A 15,216-nucleotide genomic window follows, 5' to 3' on the forward strand; every position below is an offset into this window, starting at 1 on the left:
CTTCATAGAGCGCCTGGCTCATGTGGTCGTCGAGTTTTAACTCAGGGCTTCAATGACGAAGTCCAGGCGATCCTGACCGAAGAACAGCTGATTATCGACAAACATGCTCGGGGCACCAAATACGCCTCGTTGCACGGCTGTCTCTGTGTTGTCCTTGAGAGTGGCTTTGACTTCCTCATCAGCAGTCAGGGCCAGCACCTCATTTGGATCGAAACCGTTCTGTGTCAGAACTGTCGCGACAGTCGCCGGATCAACAAGGTCGCGGCCTTCAACCCAAAGGGCGTGAAACAGGCAATCGATGAACGCCTGAAAGCGTTCGGGATGGCGTAACTGCATGCCGGTGATGGCGCGCATCAGCATCAAGGTGTTGATAGGAAAGTGCGGATTGAACTTCAGCGGCACGCCGTAGCGCTTTGCATAGCGATCCAGGTCCTGAAACATGTACCGGCCCTTGGCCGGGATGGTTGCCGGAGACGCGTTTCCGGTGGCTTTGAAGACTCCGCCCAGCAACATCGGCTTGTAGATCAGCTGGCTGTCGGTCTGCTCGCAGATCTTCGGCAGTTGGGTATAAGCCAGGTAGGTGGCGGGGCTGCCGAGGTCGAAATAGAACTCCACGGTTTTGCTCATGGTCGATGCGCTCTGCTTATTATTTTAGGGGTGGGTTTACCAACGTTCGTTCCAGGGACGCAGGTCCAGCTCGAAGGTCCATGCGTCACGGGGCTGGCTGTGCAGGTACCAATAGTTCTCGGCGATGTGCTCAGGATTGAGAATGCCGTCCTGGTCCTTGGTCGCGTACTTCTCGGGGAAACTCTCGCGGATAAAATCGGTATCGATGGCACCGTCGACTACGACGTGGGCGACGTGAATGTTCATTGGCCCCAGTTCTCGAGCCATGCTTTGCGCCAGGGCGCGAATCCCGTGCTTGGCGCCGGCAAAAGCCGCAAACCCTGCTGCTCCACGCATGCCTGCGGTGGCACCGGTGAACAAGATAGTGCCGCGTTGGCGCTTGGCCATGCGCTTGGCCACTTCACGAGCGTTGAGAAAACCTGAGAAGCAGGCCATTTCCCAGATCTTGAAATATTTGCGCGCGGTTTCTTCGAGAATGCTGCAAGGCACATTGGCGCCAATGTTGAAAACGAACGCTTCGATTGGGCCAATCTGGCTTTCGATCTGCTCGACCAACGCAATCACGTCCTCTTCCTTGCGCGCATCACAGGCAAAACCGTGGGCTTCGCCGCCATCGGCGTTGATGGCATCCACCAGCGGCTGGAGTTTGTCCGCGCTGCGGCGGGTGACACAAGCCACAAATCCTTCCTGCGCAAAGCGTTTTGCAATGGCTCCGCCTGTGGCATCCCCTGCGCCTACAACCAGTACGACCTTTTTGTTATTCATGGGTAGATCCCTTCGCTAAACGATCGTTAACTAAACGAACGTTATGCTACGATTCGGCAGGCGTCAAGGCGATCAATCCTGAGGGCAAGGCAATGCGTTACTCGACCAATCACAAACTGGAAACCAAAGAGAAACTACTTGAAAGCAGTGCGGTGTCGGCCAAGAAGTCAGGTTTTTCAACGGTGGGTGTCGACGGTTTGATGAAGGCGATCGGCTTGAGTGGCGGGGCTTTCTACAGCCACTTTTCTTCAAAGGATGAACTGTTCGCCTCAATCGTCGAGCGTGAGCTGTGCCAAAGCCTGGAGCGTTTAGGGGCGGACCAGAATCGTGACAAGCTCGAGCGCTGCCTGAAACACTACCTAAGCATGGCCCATGTCGAGCACCCGGAATCCGGTTGTGCTTTGCCGGCATTGGGGGCTGAGATTGCCCGCTCAGACGTGATGATTCGTCAGCAGGCGGAGAGCTGGATTTGTCGGCTTCAGGAGAGTTGGGCGCGAGTTCTGGAAAGCGACAGCCTGGCATGGGCGATTCTGTCGCAATGTATTGGTGCGTTGGTCGTGGCACGGATGCTGGCCACTCCAGACATTCAGCGCGCGGTGCTGAAGTCCAGTTACGATGAGATTGGCCGCCAGATTGCAGGTCCACGAACCTGACAAGGCGGTATCAACCTATTTGCAGATGACAATCATGCTGCGGCTGGTATAGCCGGCAGGGTTGAGGCCGAACGGGTAGTCGCCTGGTTCCTCCACGGCGTCCCCTGATTTGGCGATGACCTTGTAACCTTTGGGTGCGCACGAGTTGGCTGCGCTGGTGTAGCACTTGTCCCAGGATGACGAGAGTCCGGAACAGTTGATATGCAGCCCTTTCTTGCCGTGTTTTACCTGGGTTTTCGATGTCGCCGCGCAGCCCGCAACCGCAAGTACGGCGATCAGTATCAAAATTCGTTTCATTGCTGTCCTTATAGCGTCCCGGATCTTTGCGCCCGGGTCTGGCTGCATTCGCTTTCACTTGAAGCGTTCTGATATCCCTATCTGAAAAATCCATGTCTGACACTGGGTTACGGGCCTAAACATGGCCTAATTGCGCGGCAAATACCAGGCCCTCGTCAAATCCTGTCTCAATCTGCAACGACCGCAGGCTTTGCCGCACTCCCCATCGTCATGGTTGCGCCTATGGACGCCAGAATGATGCACATGATGGCCATCCATTGTGACAGTGAGAGGTACTCATGGAGAAACAACAGGCCTGACAGTGCGCCGAACGCAGGTTCAATGCTCATCAACGTGCCGAAGGTCCGGGTTGGGATTCGGGTGAGGGCGATCATCTCCAGCGTATAGGGCACGGCGGTGGACAGAATGGCGATAGCGATGGCCACGGGGATCAGTGAGGGAGTGAGCAGCGCCGCGCCAGCGTGGACGATGCCGATAGGGGCTACAAAAAGTGCCGCAATCATCACTCCCAATGCTGCGGTCTGCACGCCATTGTCGGCGCCGGCCTTTTGGCCGAACAGAATGTACAGCGCCCAGCAGACACCTGCGGCCAATGCATAACCGGCGCCTACCAGATCGATTCCTGCGGTCGTTTCTCCCGTAGGTATTAACAGCAGTAAACCGATGGAGGCCAGGGCGATCCACAAAAAGTCGATCGCGCGACGTGACGCAAAGATGGCCACCGCCAGTGGGCCGGTGAATTCCAGTGCAACCGCGATCCCCAGGGGAACGGTTTGCAACGACATATAGAAGAGGAAATTCATGCCGCCTAACGCCATCCCGTAGACGATGACGGTGCGTAGGGATTTTGCGGTGAGCTTCGCGCGCCAGGGGCGCAGTATCAGCATCATGATCACGCTGGCGAAGATCAGTCGCAGGGTGGTGGTCCCTTGCGCGCCGATAATGGGGAACATACTTTTAGCAAGGGAGGCTCCCGACTGGATCGATGCCATGGCTATCAATAGCAGGCCAACCGAAAACAGAGTCGAGGCAAAGCTGCGGGGCTGGTCTTTCATTGCGTGGCATCGTCCGAAGTAGAAAGCGCGAGTGTTGTTGGGCAATATACTGCGCATTCATTGCGGGCGCGTCTATATATAGCAGCGATTTTGAACATCCTTATAGAAAAGCGTAATTAGGTGTTGACGGCAGATTCTGGACGTCTATAATTCGCCCCACTTCCGGCGCAGTCGAAACGGAAAACTCCTTGGTAAACAAAGAGTTACGCAGTTTTCGACAGCGAGTTGCTTCAGTTCATCGAAGCCCAGAAGGAGTTGAAAGAGCGGGGTTGTTTGGCTCTTTTAACGGTTCGATCTTCTCGGTCGAAAGCGGTGTAAAAGAGGTGTTGACAGCAGCGAGTAACGCTGTAGAATTCGCCTCCCGCTAACGAGAGATCGAAAGCGCAAGTGGTTGAAGTTGCAGAGGAAACTTTGAAAACTTCTTAAAATAACCGCTTGACAGTAACAGAGGCTGCTGTAGAATTCGCGCCTCGGTTGAGACGAAAGATCTTAACCAACCGCTCTTTAACAACTGAATCAAGCAATTCGTGTGGGTGCTTGTGGAGTCAGACTGATAGTCAACAAGATTATCAGCATCACAAGTTACTCCGCGAGAAATCAAAGATGTAACCAACGATTGCTGAGCCAAGTTTAGGGTTTCTTAAAAACCCAAAGATGTTTGAACTGAAGAGTTTGATCATGGCTCAGATTGAACGCTGGCGGCAGGCCTAACACATGCAAGTCGAGCGGCAGCACGGGTACTTGTACCTGGTGGCGAGCGGCGGACGGGTGAGTAATGCCTAGGAATCTGCCTGGTAGTGGGGGATAACGCTCGGAAACGGACGCTAATACCGCATACGTCCTACGGGAGAAAGCAGGGGACCTTCGGGCCTTGCGCTATCAGATGAGCCTAGGTCGGATTAGCTAGTTGGTGAGGTAATGGCTCACCAAGGCGACGATCCGTAACTGGTCTGAGAGGATGATCAGTCACACTGGAACTGAGACACGGTCCAGACTCCTACGGGAGGCAGCAGTGGGGAATATTGGACAATGGGCGAAAGCCTGATCCAGCCATGCCGCGTGTGTGAAGAAGGTCTTCGGATTGTAAAGCACTTTAAGTTGGGAGGAAGGGCATTTACCTAATACGTAAGTGTTTTGACGTTACCGACAGAATAAGCACCGGCTAACTCTGTGCCAGCAGCCGCGGTAATACAGAGGGTGCAAGCGTTAATCGGAATTACTGGGCGTAAAGCGCGCGTAGGTGGTTCGTTAAGTTGGATGTGAAATCCCCGGGCTCAACCTGGGAACTGCATTCAAAACTGTCGAGCTAGAGTATGGTAGAGGGTGGTGGAATTTCCTGTGTAGCGGTGAAATGCGTAGATATAGGAAGGAACACCAGTGGCGAAGGCGACCACCTGGACTGATACTGACACTGAGGTGCGAAAGCGTGGGGAGCAAACAGGATTAGATACCCTGGTAGTCCACGCCGTAAACGATGTCAACTAGCCGTTGGGAGCCTTGAGCTCTTAGTGGCGCAGCTAACGCATTAAGTTGACCGCCTGGGGAGTACGGCCGCAAGGTTAAAACTCAAATGAATTGACGGGGGCCCGCACAAGCGGTGGAGCATGTGGTTTAATTCGAAGCAACGCGAAGAACCTTACCAGGCCTTGACATCCAATGAATCTGCTAGAGATAGCGGAGTGCCTTCGGGAACATTGAGACAGGTGCTGCATGGCTGTCGTCAGCTCGTGTCGTGAGATGTTGGGTTAAGTCCCGTAACGAGCGCAACCCTTGTCCTTAGTTACCAGCACGTGATGGTGGGCACTCTAAGGAGACTGCCGGTGACAAACCGGAGGAAGGTGGGGATGACGTCAAGTCATCATGGCCCTTACGGCCTGGGCTACACACGTGCTACAATGGTCGGTACAGAGGGTTGCCAAGCCGCGAGGTGGAGCTAATCCCAGAAAACCGATCGTAGTCCGGATCGCAGTCTGCAACTCGACTGCGTGAAGTCGGAATCGCTAGTAATCGCGAATCAGAATGTCGCGGTGAATACGTTCCCGGGCCTTGTACACACCGCCCGTCACACCATGGGAGTGGGTTGCACCAGAAGTAGCTAGTCTAACCTTCGGGAGGACGGTTACCACGGTGTGATTCATGACTGGGGTGAAGTCGTAACAAGGTAGCCGTAGGGGAACCTGCGGCTGGATCACCTCCTTAATCGACGACATCAGCTGCTCCATAAGTTCCCACACGAATTGCTTGATTCATTGAAGAAGACGATAAGAAGCAGCCCTAAGGGGTTGTAGCTTGGTTGGTTAGAGCGCACCCGATGCTCGGTGGTAGAGAGCGGGGTGAGGTCGGCCTTATAGCTCGAAATTGGGTCTGTAGCTCAGTTGGTTAGAGCGCACCCCTGATAAGGGTGAGGTCGGCAGTTCGAATCTGCCCAGACCCACCAATTTTGTGTGGGAAACGCCTGTAGAAATACGGGGCCATAGCTCAGCTGGGAGAGCGCCTGCCTTGCACGCAGGAGGTCAACGGTTCGATCCCGTTTGGCTCCACCACTAACTGCTTCTGTTGTTGAAAGCTTAGAAATGAGCATTCCATCGTGACGATGGTGAATGTTGATTTCTAGTCTTTGGCTAGATCGTTCTTTAAAAATTTGGGTATGTGATAGAAAGATAGACTGGGCAACACTTTCACTGGTGTTGTTACAGGCTAAGGTAAAATTTGTGAGTTGCTCTTAATGAGTAAGAATGCGAATTTTCGGCGAATGTCGTCTTCACAGTATAACCAGATTGCTTGGGGTTATATGGTCAAGTGAAGAAGCGCATACGGTGGATGCCTTGGCAGTCAGAGGCGATGAAAGACGTGGTAGCCTGCGAAAAGCTTCGGGGAGTCGGCAAACAGACTTTGATCCGGAGATGTCTGAATGGGGGAACCCAGCCATCATAAGATGGTTATCTTAAGCTGAATACATAGGCTTAAGAGGCGAACCAGGGGAACTGAAACATCTAAGTACCCTGAGGAAAAGAAATCAACCGAGATTCCCTTAGTAGTGGCGAGCGAACGGGGACTAGCCCTTAAGTGGCTTTGAGATTAGCGGAACGTTCTGGAAAGTACGGCCATAGTGGGTGATAGCCCTGTACGCGAAAATCTCTTAGTCATGAAATCGAGTAGGACGGAGCACGAGAAACTTTGTCTGAATATGGGGGGACCATCCTCCAAGGCTAAATACTACTGACTGACCGATAGTGAACTAGTACCGTGAGGGAAAGGCGAAAAGAACCCCGGAGAGGGGAGTGAAATAGATCCTGAAACCGTATGCGTACAAGCAGTGGGAGCCCACTTTGTTGGGTGACTGCGTACCTTTTGTATAATGGGTCAGCGACTTATTTTCAGTGGCGAGCTTAACCGAATAGGGGAGGCGTAGCGAAAGCGAGTCTTAATAGGGCGTCTAGTCGCTGGGAATAGACCCGAAACCGGGCGATCTATCCATGGGCAGGTTGAAGGTTGGGTAACACTAACTGGAGGACCGAACCGACTACCGTTGAAAAGTTAGCGGATGACCTGTGGATCGGAGTGAAAGGCTAATCAAGCTCGGAGATAGCTGGTTCTCCTCGAAAGCTATTTAGGTAGCGCCTCATGTATCACTGTAGGGGGTAGAGCACTGTTTCGGCTAGGGGGTCATCCCGACTTACCAAACCGATGCAAACTCCGAATACCTACAAGTGCCGAGCATGGGAGACACACGGCGGGTGCTAACGTCCGTCGTGAAAAGGGAAACAACCCAGACCGTCAGCTAAGGTCCCAAAGTTATGGTTAAGTGGGAAACGATGTGGGAAGGCTTAGACAGCTAGGAGGTTGGCTTAGAAGCAGCCACCCTTTAAAGAAAGCGTAATAGCTCACTAGTCGAGTCGGCCTGCGCGGAAGATGTAACGGGGCTCAAACCATACACCGAAGCTACGGGTATCACTTAGGTGATGCGGTAGAGGAGCGTTCTGTAAGCCTGTGAAGGTGAGTTGAGAAGCTTGCTGGAGGTATCAGAAGTGCGAATGCTGACATGAGTAACGACAATGGGTGTGAAAAACACCCACGCCGAAAGACCAAGGTTTCCTGCGCAACGTTAATCGACGCAGGGTTAGTCGGTCCCTAAGGCGAGGCTGAAAAGCGTAGTCGATGGAAAACAGGTTAATATTCCTGTACTTCTGGTTATTGCGATGGAGGGACGGAGAAGGCTAGGCCAGCTTGGCGTTGGTTGTCCAAGTTTAAGGTGGTAGGCTGAGATCTTAGGTAAATCCGGGATCTTAAGGCCGAGAGCTGATGACGAGTTACCCTTTGGGTGACGAAGTGGTTGATGCCATGCTTCCAAGAAAAGCTTCTAAGCTTCAGGTAACCAGGAACCGTACCCCAAACCGACACAGGTGGTTGGGTAGAGAATACCAAGGCGCTTGAGAGAACTCGGGTGAAGGAACTAGGCAAAATGGCACCGTAACTTCGGGAGAAGGTGCGCCGGTGAGGGTGAAGCATTTACTGCGTAAGCCCATGCCGGTCGAAGATACCAGGCCGCTGCGACTGTTTATTAAAAACACAGCACTCTGCAAACACGAAAGTGGACGTATAGGGTGTGACGCCTGCCCGGTGCCGGAAGGTTAATTGATGGGGTTAGCTAACGCGAAGCTCTTGATCGAAGCCCCGGTAAACGGCGGCCGTAACTATAACGGTCCTAAGGTAGCGAAATTCCTTGTCGGGTAAGTTCCGACCTGCACGAATGGCGTAACGATGGCGGCGCTGTCTCCACCCGAGACTCAGTGAAATTGAAATCGCTGTGAAGATGCAGTGTATCCGCGGCTAGACGGAAAGACCCCGTGAACCTTTACTATAGCTTTGCACTGGACTTTGAATTTGCTTGTGTAGGATAGGTGGGAGGCTTTGAAGCGTGGACGCCAGTTCGCGTGGAGCCAACCTTGAAATACCACCCTGGCAACTTTGAGGTTCTAACTCAGGTCCGTTATCCGGATCGAGGACAGTGTATGGTGGGTAGTTTGACTGGGGCGGTCTCCTCCTAAAGAGTAACGGAGGAGTACGAAGGTGCGCTCAGACCGGTCGGAAATCGGTCGTAGAGTATAAAGGCAAAAGCGCGCTTGACTGCGAGACAGACACGTCGAGCAGGTACGAAAGTAGGTCTTAGTGATCCGGTGGTTCTGTATGGAAGGGCCATCGCTCAACGGATAAAAGGTACTCCGGGGATAACAGGCTGATACCGCCCAAGAGTTCATATCGACGGCGGTGTTTGGCACCTCGATGTCGGCTCATCACATCCTGGGGCTGAAGCCGGTCCCAAGGGTATGGCTGTTCGCCATTTAAAGTGGTACGCGAGCTGGGTTTAGAACGTCGTGAGACAGTTCGGTCCCTATCTGCCGTGGACGTTTGAGATTTGAGAGGGGCTGCTCCTAGTACGAGAGGACCGGAGTGGACGAACCTCTGGTGTTCCGGTTGTCACGCCAGTGGCATTGCCGGGTAGCTATGTTCGGAATAGATAACCGCTGAAAGCATCTAAGCGGGAAACTAGCCTCAAGATGAGATCTCACTGGGACCTTGAGTCCCCTGAAGGGCCGTCGAAGACTACGACGTTGATAGGTTGGGTGTGTAAGCGCTGTGAGGCGTTGAGCTAACCAATACTAATTGCCCGTGAGGCTTGACCATATAACACCCAAGCAATTTGCAGGCTTCGAGCTGAAAAGCGAAAGAGCACCAGATTGCGGTGTGTGAAGACGACACAGTCGAAAATTCGCAATGCAACACACAAATCTATCACTTACCCATTCGCTGGAGCGTGAACCTGCAAAGGCCCACGACCTGGCTACCGAATTTCTTGACGACCATAGAGCATTGGAACCACCTGATCCCATCCCGAACTCAGCAGTGAAACGATGCATCGCCGATGGTAGTGTGGGGTTTCCCCATGTGAGAGTAGGTCATCGTCAAGATTAAATTCCGAAACCCCTATCTGCGTATGCAGGTAGGGGTTTTGTTTTGTCCGCGGGAAAGTGGCGCGACGAAATCGGGATAGTCGATAGGCTATCCTTGGTTCCAGCAGCATCGTTAGTGAAACTTCGGCAGAACGTATTCAGCTTTCAAGGACAACCGTTAGAGGAAATCGCACTAAAGTGACCGCACGGTTTTTGGTATGGTGCAGCTCGTTTTTTAACGGACTGATTTCAAGCCTACGGATCGGCGCCCCCTTTACAGTCAAAGAGCTGCTGCAGAAATGCCCCAACCGATACCGATCAAGGACCACGAAAAAGAGACGCGCCTGGTCAACAAAAGACTGATGGCTTGCGCCCTTTTCGTTGTCGCCATTACCTGCGCGCTGGTCGTGCGCATGTATGTCCTGCAAGTGGTCGAATTTGACTATCACTCGACGATCTCCGAAAACAACCGCGTCCATGTCCTGCCGATCACCCCAACCCGCGGGCTGATCTACGACCGCAACGGTGTGGTTCTGGCGGATAACCGACCCAGCTTCAACCTGACCATCACCCGCGAGCGCGCCTCTGATGTCGAAGAAGAACTGGATGAGGTGGTCAACCTCCTGCACTTGCCGACAGAAGATCGAACGCTGTTCGACAAGGCAATGAAGCAGGCCCGGCATCCATTTGTGGCGGTCACCTTGTTCTACGAGCTCAGCGAAGAACAAATCGCCGTGTTGGCGGTCAACGAGTTTCGTCTACCGGGGGTCGAGGTAGAGCCACAATTCGTTCGCCACTACCCGATGGGCGCGCACTTTGCGCATTCGATTGGCTACGTCGGCCGCATCAACGAGAAAGAATCCAAAGCCCTGGACACGGTGGAATACCGTGGCACTCAATCCATCGGCAAGACCGGCATCGAAAAATTCTACGAGTCGCAGTTGCACGGCCAAGTGGGTTACGAAGAAGTCGAAACCAACGCTCAGGGCCGGGTCCTGCGAGTGCTTAAGCACACCGATCCGATCCCCGGTAAAAACATCGTACTGAGCCTCGACGTCAAACTGCAGGAAGCCGCCGAGGAAGCCCTGGGCGATCGTCGCGGTTCGGTGGTCGCTCTCGATCCGTCGACCGGCGAAGTGCTCGCGATGGTCAGCAAGCCAAGCTTCGACCCAAACCTGTTCGTTACCGGGATCAGCTTCAAGGAATACGCAGCGCTGCACGACTCCATCGACCGGCCGCTGTTCAACCGCGTACTGCGCGGCCTCTACGCACCGGGTTCGACCATCAAGCCGGAAGTGGCCATTGCCGGCCTCGACGCTGGCGTCGTTACCCCACAGACCCGCGTCTTCGACCCTGGTTACTACCAATTGCCGGACTTCGATCACAAGTACCGAAACTGGAACCACAGCGGCGACGGCTGGGTAGACATGGACGCGGCGATCATGCGCTCCAACGACACCTACTTCTACGACCTGGCCCACAAGCTGGGCATCGACCGACTGCATGACTACATGGCCATGTTCGGCCTCGGCGAGAAGGTCTCGCTGGACATGTTCGAAGAGTCTGCCGGTTTGATGCCGTCGCAAGCCTGGAAGCGCGCCACGCGCCGTCAGGCATGGTTCCCGGGTGAGACCGTGATTCTCGGTATCGGCCAGGGTTACATGCAGGTCACACCGCTGCAGCTCGCCCAGGCTACTGCGCTGATCGCCAACAAAGGTATCTGGAATCGCCCGCACCTGGCCAAAACCGTGGACGGTGTTGCGCCCGTGGATGAGCACCCGATGCCAAACATCCTGTTGAAAGACCCGCGTGATTGGGGGCAGGTCAACCATGGCATGCAAATGGTGATGCACGACGCGCGCGGGATTGCCCGGGCGGCAGCGGCGGGGGCTCAATACCGCATCGCCGGCAAGAGTGGTACCGCGCAAGTGGTGGCGATCAAGCAGGGCGAGCGCTACAACCGAGCGAAAACCTTGGAGCGTAACCGCGACAACGCCTTGTTCGTCGGTTTCGCCCCGGCCGAACACCCGAAGATTGTCATCTCGGTGATGATCGAAAACGGCGAGGCCGGCGGTCGAGTCGCTGGACCTGTAGTGCGGCAGATCATGGATGCCTGGTTACTCGATCAAGACGGCCACCTGAAGCCGCAATACGCTACACCGAGCAAAGTGCCGGGCGACCCTCACGTCTAAGCGGTAAAGGCTTCACAGCACAGGCTCACGAATACTGAGCATGTGCTGGAAGCTTTCCAGGAACACTGTTTCTGCCGGAGTCATCTTCTGCTCGCGGTTCCACAGCAGTTGAATATCGAAATCGACCACTCCCTCTTCCAGCGGCAAACGCCAGAGCAAACCTTGCTCCACATCCCGCATACCAAGTGAACCGGTAAACAACCAATACCAAACTGTGCCCAGTCGGGAAATATCCCCGTAGATATCTGCCGCAATGCGCAGGACTTCTTTTTCCGGTTTCGGTCAGATCAAGTCGTCGCCCGCTACGGGCAATCAACAGGGTGAATTTCACCGTCGACCTGCGTCATCACCGCGACGAAGCCATTGAGGCGATGGAGCAGCAGGTCCGCGTGCGACTTCTGCTTAACGCCGTACTCGCCCGCGCGGGCATTGCCTATTAAGGAACAGTGCTGCGAACACAAAACCTGTGGCGAGGGGATTTATCCCCGCTGGGCTGCGCAGCGGCCCTAAAACCTGAGCCTGCATTTCTTCCTGCATAACGCGTCAACTGATTTTGCGACTGCTTCGCAGCCGAACGGGCGGTGCGGCGGTCCGCTAAATCCCCTCGCCACAACTGACAGGTATAAACCCATGCGCAGTTTTTTCCACCCCGAACAATCGCTTCACCATCCGCGCAGTTGCTACTCCCGTGGGCAGATGCGCACGCCGCAGGAAGTGCCCGAGCGCTCAGCGGTTGGTGCAGGCGTCTCGTTCATTGGGCTTTACGGTTGAGCAACCGACAGCCTCGCTTGTTGGCGAGCCGGCCGCTTACGCCTTGTGTCGTCCACCGGGGCACCATGCCCGGGCAGAAGCGGCGGGCGGTTTCTGTTATGTGAACCATGTTACGGTGCTCCGGGCGGCGATCCGACGAAGAGGCCCTCACAGGCACCCAAGTATCAAGCCCCAGGCACCGGACAACCCAAATCCCCCTCCTGGCACTTCAAGTAATTCTTGAAAGTCTCAACCCGCGCCTTGGTCAATTCAGTAACACAGTTGCTGTAGATCAGCGGATACGCACTCCCGCCTTTCACCCCGGCACTCGAGAACTTGCACTCGGCATCGCGAAACGCAATCCACGAACGCTGCGCCCCGATCAGCAGCTTTTTGCTTTCGGGGTTGCTCTTCAAACGCGCGTTGATCTGCTGGTAAAGCGCATTCAACTCCTGATCCGTCGCCTTGTGCTGCTGTGCCGCGCATTGATTCATCGTGGCCTGATCGGTGGCATTGTCGCAGTCCACTGCATAAGCAGCGGTGGTGAACAGCAGAGGTGTCAGTGCCAGAAGAAAGCGTCGGTGCATGGGGATTCTCGCTGTGACGTGGAAAGTTGAGGTGCAGTGTAGCGCGACGCATTGGCCTGGCTATGCCTGCCATTCAAGGTGATTTTCGATCGACTCGTAGTTGAGCCACGGCACGTCATGTGACGTCCAGGTATGCGCTTGAGGCGTCATTTTCGGGTCATCATCCAGTGTCGCCACACGAACAATCACGTGGGGCTGGGCCAAGCGCTCAGCCATCAAATGTGAGCCGCAGACCGAACGGAAATGCCGAAGCTTGCCCGGCGACGATTCATAGCTGCTCAGATGGTCCTGACCTTTGGTCCAGCGATGTTTCCCCGAGAGCATGAGTGAGTGTGGGGCTAATATTCTTGTCTGTTTTGCAAACGTTACCAGCTTCAGCCCGCTGACTCTTGTCTTCAAACCGGTGCTCAGGGGCAGAAATGCAGCCGAGTATTTCGTACAGGGTTGATTGCGATACCCGATTGATACAACTTTAGGGTTGGTCTTGTGGTCTTACAGGCCTACTGTTCAGTACAGGAGGTGACTTATGAACCCAGCATCAGATCGCATTGAAAGGAAGATCCTGCTTAAAACGCCGCGTTCGCAGGTCTGGCGCGTGCTGGCCAATGCCGAAGCCTTCGGGCAGTGGTTTGGCGTGGCGCTGGAAGGCAAGCGTTTTGTCGCCGGTGAATGGACCCAGGGGCAGATTACGTACCCGGGTTATGAGCACTTGCTGTGGAATGTGCTGGTGGAGCGGGTCGAGCCGGAACGGGTATTTTCGTTTCGCTGGCACCCGTATGCCGTGGCGCCGGAAGTCGATTACTCCCAGGAGCCGACCACTCTGGTGAAATTCGAGCTCGAAGACATGGATGAAGGCACGTTGCTCAAGGTCACCGAGTCCGGTTTCGATCACATTCCTCAGACGCGCCGGCTCAAGGCGTTTCGCATGGACAGCCGCGGTTGGGATGAACAGATGAACAACATCGAAGAGTTTCTCAAAGTCAGTGCCAAGGAACACGAGCGCCAGGAAGAGTGATGGCTGCATGTTCGAACCTTGGCTGAAACGCTGGGCGCTGGTGCTGGTGCTGCCGAAGGTCAGCTGCAGGCCGCTAAACTCGCGGCATCACTGCTTGATGCCTGACCTGTCTAAGGGTTTTCGGAAGGGCTGCTATAGCGAATGTCTTACACGCGATGGTAGCTATGTCGTCTATTGCACATTGGATCCGAAGCGTAATCTAGCCTCATCAACCGAAGCACAGGAAGTGCTCGGGATCACGGATGATCGGCCATCAGCAAGGAACGCTATCGACAGGGAGTCGACATGGTCTTGGGAAAAACCCGCTTCGGCGGGTTTTTTTTCGTCTGTTGAAATCTGCTTCTAGACCCGAGTGGTCAAAGGCTTACACCCGCTGACGGGTATGTCGTCTTTTGATGCGTCACCGATGTGTTTAATCTCGATCTATCAACTGAGTCGCAGGATGCACTCAGGATCACGGATGATCGACCATAGGCCCGGATGGCTGCTGACAGGATGTCGCAATGGTCTTGAGAAACCCGCTTAGGCGGGTTTTTTTGTGGGCAATGGAAAGTCCTCGATGCAGCCGGGCGCTGGCAGCACCGAGGAACGAATCAACGTACTGACGCCCAATCAAGTTTCGCCGCAACACGCTCGGTAATTTCCGAGCGCAATTTCAACGATCCGGCAGCACGTTTGCGGGCTTCCTCCAGCACGCTGACTGGAGCCGTCTCAGGGCTGCCCGAAGCAAACGGCGGCGCCGGGGCGTATTCGAGCTGCAACTGCACCAGCTCTGCCGTGTCCTTATCGAACAACTCCGCGGCCAGCGTCAGGGCAAAATCGATGCCCGCCGTGATCCCTCCACCGGTCAGCAGATTGCCGTCGCGCACCACTCGATCCTTCACCGGGATCGCTCCCAAAGGCGCCAGCAACTGGTGATAGGCCCAGTGAGTGGTGGCGCGCTTGCCTTTCAACAGACCCGCCGCGCCGAGCACCAGCGCGCCGGTGCAGACCGACGTGATGTAACGCGCATTGGCGGCCTGAGCCTTGATGAAGGTCAGTGTCTCTTCATCCTCCATCAACGGCCCGACGCCGCTGCCGCCGGGAATGCAGATCACATCCAGCGGCGGGCAATCGTCGAAGGTCGAAGTCGGTTTCAGCACCAGGCCCGTGCTCGCGGTGACTGGCATCAGGTCCTTCCAGACCAAATGCACCTTCACGTCCGGCAGCGAGGCCAGTACGTCGTATGGGCCGGTGAGGTCCAGTTGCTGAAGCTGTGGAAACAACAGAAAACCGATCTGCAACGTCATGGCATTTTTCTCATGAAGTGGGGGTAGACGCCTTA

At 54.9% G+C, this 15,216-nt stretch carries 10 protein-coding genes, 2 tRNA genes, 3 rRNA genes and 2 pseudogenes; 9 read left to right on the plus strand and 8 right to left on the minus strand.

Features of this window, described 5'->3' with window-relative positions; translation table 11 throughout:
- Positions 1 to 36: 36 nt before the first annotated feature.
- Both ACYZTR_RS09335 and ACYZTR_RS09340 read right to left on the minus strand, forming a co-directional pair.
- Positions 37 to 627, minus strand: a complete 591-nt coding sequence (locus tag ACYZTR_RS09335) for a 2-hydroxychromene-2-carboxylate isomerase (protein ID WP_461978260.1) — start codon at positions 625 to 627, stop codon at positions 37 to 39.
- A gap of 36 nt (positions 628 to 663) precedes the next feature.
- A complete protein-coding gene (locus ACYZTR_RS09340; RefSeq protein WP_461978262.1) occupies positions 664 to 1,392 on the minus strand; it encodes an SDR family oxidoreductase in 729 nt (242 codons plus the stop codon).
- Between the two features lie 92 nt (positions 1,393 to 1,484).
- On the opposite strand from ACYZTR_RS09340, the gene ACYZTR_RS09345 reads away from it, so the two are divergent.
- Complete coding sequence (locus tag ACYZTR_RS09345) at positions 1,485 to 2,045, plus strand: TetR/AcrR family transcriptional regulator (RefSeq protein ID WP_461978264.1); 561 nt, start codon at positions 1,485 to 1,487, stop codon at positions 2,043 to 2,045.
- A 15-nt stretch (positions 2,046 to 2,060) separates the two neighbouring features.
- On the opposite strand, the gene ACYZTR_RS09350 is transcribed toward ACYZTR_RS09345, so the two are convergent.
- Both ACYZTR_RS09350 and rhtA read right to left on the minus strand, forming a co-directional pair.
- Positions 2,061 to 2,342 carry a hypothetical protein gene (locus tag ACYZTR_RS09350; RefSeq protein ID WP_041069802.1) on the minus strand — a complete coding sequence of 94 codons (282 nt, stop codon included), beginning with the start codon at positions 2,340 to 2,342 and terminating at the stop codon, positions 2,061 to 2,063.
- 167 nt (positions 2,343 to 2,509) lie between these two features.
- Positions 2,510 to 3,397, minus strand: coding sequence for a threonine/homoserine exporter RhtA (gene rhtA / locus ACYZTR_RS09355; protein WP_461978266.1), 888 nt, complete (start codon positions 3,395 to 3,397; stop codon positions 2,510 to 2,512).
- 660 nt (positions 3,398 to 4,057) lie between these two features.
- Here rhtA and ACYZTR_RS09360 point away from each other — a divergent pair.
- The 6 genes from ACYZTR_RS09360 to mrdA all read left to right on the plus strand — a co-directional run bounded on the left by ACYZTR_RS09360 (position 4,058) and on the right by mrdA (position 11,540).
- Positions 4,058 to 5,596: ribosomal RNA gene (locus ACYZTR_RS09360) — 16S ribosomal RNA — on the plus strand.
- A 161-nt stretch (positions 5,597 to 5,757) separates the two neighbouring features.
- Positions 5,758 to 5,834 (plus strand) — tRNA-Ile (locus tag ACYZTR_RS09365).
- A 30-nt stretch (positions 5,835 to 5,864) separates the two neighbouring features.
- A tRNA-Ala gene (locus ACYZTR_RS09370) sits at positions 5,865 to 5,940 on the plus strand.
- Between the two features lie 250 nt (positions 5,941 to 6,190).
- Positions 6,191 to 9,082 (plus strand): 23S ribosomal RNA (locus ACYZTR_RS09375).
- A gap of 168 nt (positions 9,083 to 9,250) precedes the next feature.
- Positions 9,251 to 9,366, plus strand: a 5S ribosomal RNA gene (gene rrf, locus ACYZTR_RS09380).
- The 16S, 23S and 5S rRNA genes sit together here with 2 tRNA genes alongside, the layout of an rRNA operon.
- A 281-nt stretch (positions 9,367 to 9,647) precedes the next feature.
- Positions 9,648 to 11,540 carry a penicillin-binding protein 2 gene (mrdA, locus tag ACYZTR_RS09385; RefSeq protein ID WP_461978268.1) on the plus strand — a complete coding sequence of 631 codons (1,893 nt, stop codon included), beginning with the start codon at positions 9,648 to 9,650 and terminating at the stop codon, positions 11,538 to 11,540.
- 12 nt (positions 11,541 to 11,552) lie between these two features.
- On the opposite strand, the pseudogene ACYZTR_RS09390 reads toward mrdA, so the two are convergent.
- Positions 11,553 to 11,758, minus strand: a pseudogene (locus tag ACYZTR_RS09390) (LysR substrate-binding domain-containing protein); the annotation flags it as partial.
- A gap of 412 nt (positions 11,759 to 12,170) precedes the next feature.
- Here ACYZTR_RS09390 and ACYZTR_RS09395 point away from each other — a divergent pair.
- Positions 12,171 to 12,447: pseudogene (locus tag ACYZTR_RS09395) on the plus strand (hypothetical protein); the annotation flags it as partial.
- A gap of 28 nt (positions 12,448 to 12,475) precedes the next feature.
- On the opposite strand, the gene ACYZTR_RS09400 reads toward ACYZTR_RS09395, so the two are convergent.
- Together ACYZTR_RS09400 and ACYZTR_RS09405 are read right to left on the minus strand one after the other, a co-directional pair.
- Positions 12,476 to 12,877: a lysozyme inhibitor LprI family protein gene (locus ACYZTR_RS09400; RefSeq protein ID WP_461978270.1), complete on the minus strand. Its 402-nt coding sequence runs from the start codon at positions 12,875 to 12,877 to the stop codon at positions 12,476 to 12,478.
- A gap of 60 nt (positions 12,878 to 12,937) precedes the next feature.
- On the minus strand, positions 12,938 to 13,201 hold the full coding sequence (locus tag ACYZTR_RS09405) for a GFA family protein (RefSeq protein WP_461978272.1): 264 nt from the start codon (positions 13,199 to 13,201) through the stop codon (positions 12,938 to 12,940).
- A 202-nt stretch (positions 13,202 to 13,403) separates the two neighbouring features.
- Here ACYZTR_RS09405 and ACYZTR_RS09410 point away from each other — a divergent pair, with 202 nt between their 5' ends.
- The gene (locus tag ACYZTR_RS09410; protein WP_461978274.1) at positions 13,404 to 13,892 is read left to right on the plus strand and encodes an SRPBCC family protein; all 489 of its coding nucleotides are present in this window, start codon (positions 13,404 to 13,406) and stop codon (positions 13,890 to 13,892) included.
- A 593-nt stretch (positions 13,893 to 14,485) separates the two neighbouring features.
- Here ACYZTR_RS09410 and inhA read toward each other — a convergent pair.
- Positions 14,486 to 15,181, minus strand: coding sequence for an isonitrile hydratase (inhA, locus tag ACYZTR_RS09415; RefSeq protein WP_461978276.1), 696 nt, complete (start codon positions 15,179 to 15,181; stop codon positions 14,486 to 14,488).
- Positions 15,182 to 15,216: the final 35 nt, after the last annotated feature.

The sequence above is a fragment of the Pseudomonas sp. Hz4 genome, assembly GCF_054898165.1.

Coding starts and splice junctions, on each gene's coding strand:
- ACYZTR_RS09400 (WP_461978270.1), bottom strand. CDS start 12,877: ATGCACCGACGCTTTCTTCTGGCACTGACACCTCTGCTGTTCACCACC.
- ACYZTR_RS09345 (WP_461978264.1), top strand. CDS start 1,485: ATGCGTTACTCGACCAATCACAAACTGGAAACCAAAGAGAAACTACTT.
- ACYZTR_RS09335 (WP_461978260.1), bottom strand. CDS start 627: ATGAGCAAAACCGTGGAGTTCTATTTCGACCTCGGCAGCCCCGCCACC.
- ACYZTR_RS09405 (WP_461978272.1), bottom strand. CDS start 13,201: ATGCTCTCGGGGAAACATCGCTGGACCAAAGGTCAGGACCATCTGAGC.
- ACYZTR_RS09340 (WP_461978262.1), bottom strand. CDS start 1,392: ATGAATAACAAAAAGGTCGTACTGGTTGTAGGCGCAGGGGATGCCACA.
- inhA (WP_461978276.1), bottom strand. CDS start 15,181: ATGACGTTGCAGATCGGTTTTCTGTTGTTTCCACAGCTTCAGCAACTG.
- ACYZTR_RS09350 (WP_041069802.1), bottom strand. CDS start 2,342: ATGAAACGAATTTTGATACTGATCGCCGTACTTGCGGTTGCGGGCTGC.
- ACYZTR_RS09410 (WP_461978274.1), top strand. CDS start 13,404: ATGAACCCAGCATCAGATCGCATTGAAAGGAAGATCCTGCTTAAAACG.
- mrdA (WP_461978268.1), top strand. CDS start 9,648: ATGCCCCAACCGATACCGATCAAGGACCACGAAAAAGAGACGCGCCTG.
- rhtA (WP_461978266.1), bottom strand. CDS start 3,397: ATGAAAGACCAGCCCCGCAGCTTTGCCTCGACTCTGTTTTCGGTTGGC.